General features: G+C 59.9%; 1 protein-coding gene. It reads left to right on the top strand.

The window, feature by feature from the left end:
• Nucleotides 1–1,015, top strand: a 1,015-nt coding sequence (locus AB4043_RS26580; RefSeq protein ID WP_442308670.1) for a family 20 glycosylhydrolase, incomplete at both ends; no start/stop codon positions are given.

Genomic DNA, 1,015 nt, shown 5'->3' with positions numbered 1-1,015 from the left:
CTGGAAGAACAATCCGCGCATCCTGAAGTTCAAAGAGACGCACCATCTCAAGGACAACGAGGCGCTGCAGGCTTACTTCAATACGAGGGTGCTGGCGATTCTGACTTCGCTGCATAAGCGGATGATGGGATGGGACGAGATCCTGACACCCGAGCTCCCGAAGGACATCGTGGTGCAATCCTGGCGGGGTGTCGCCTCGCTGGCCAAGGGTGCACAGATGGGCTACGAAGGCATTCTCTCCGCGCCGTACTACCTTGACGGCATGAAGACGGCAGCCGATCACTACCTCGCCGACCCCATCCCGCAGAACGCGACGCTTACCGCCGAAGAACAGAAGCGCATCCTTGGCGGCGAAACGCCTATGTGGGGCGAGCATCTGAACGAGGTCGACATCGACTCCCGTATCTGGCCTCGCGCCGCCGCAATTGCCGAGCGCCTTTGGTCGCCGCAAAGCGTTACTGACGTCAACAGCATGTATGACCGGCTGGAGGTTGTTTCTCTGGAGCTGGAATCGCTGGGACTTAACCACCTGCAGAGCGGCGACGCCCGACTACGTGCGATAGCTCACACAGAACAGATCGGAGATCTTCGCACGATTGCCTCCGTGCTGGAGCCGGTCAGCTTCGGCGAGCGCTACAAGGCCCAGCACACCGACCAACTGACACCCTTCGATCGCTTCGTGGATGCCGTACGGCCTGATCCGCCCTCGCGTCACTGGAGCAACGTAATGGTCGATCGCTGTCTGCAGAAGGACATGGATGCCTGCGGCAAGCTTCGCTCCTGGTACGCCGGGATCGCGCAGGCGATCCCACACGCAAAACAGCAGGTGCAGGCTTCTTCCCAGATGCAGGATGTGCTGCCGAAACTCGATCAATTGAGCATTTTGACGGCGCTTGGAGAGAAGGCCGCCGAGTCGTTTGAGAAGGGAACCGCCGTCTCCAGTGATGCGGCCTGGCAGTCGCGGAAGAACACGATTGAAGAAGCCAAAAAGGCCACCGCCATGGTGCGCTTCACC

This window comes from Terriglobus sp. YAF25 (assembly GCF_052113305.1).
Classification (GTDB): Bacteria; Acidobacteriota; Terriglobia; order Terriglobales; family Acidobacteriaceae; genus Terriglobus.
The sequence above is the reverse complement of the archived record's forward strand: the minus strand, read 5'-3'. Positions and strand labels throughout refer to the sequence as shown.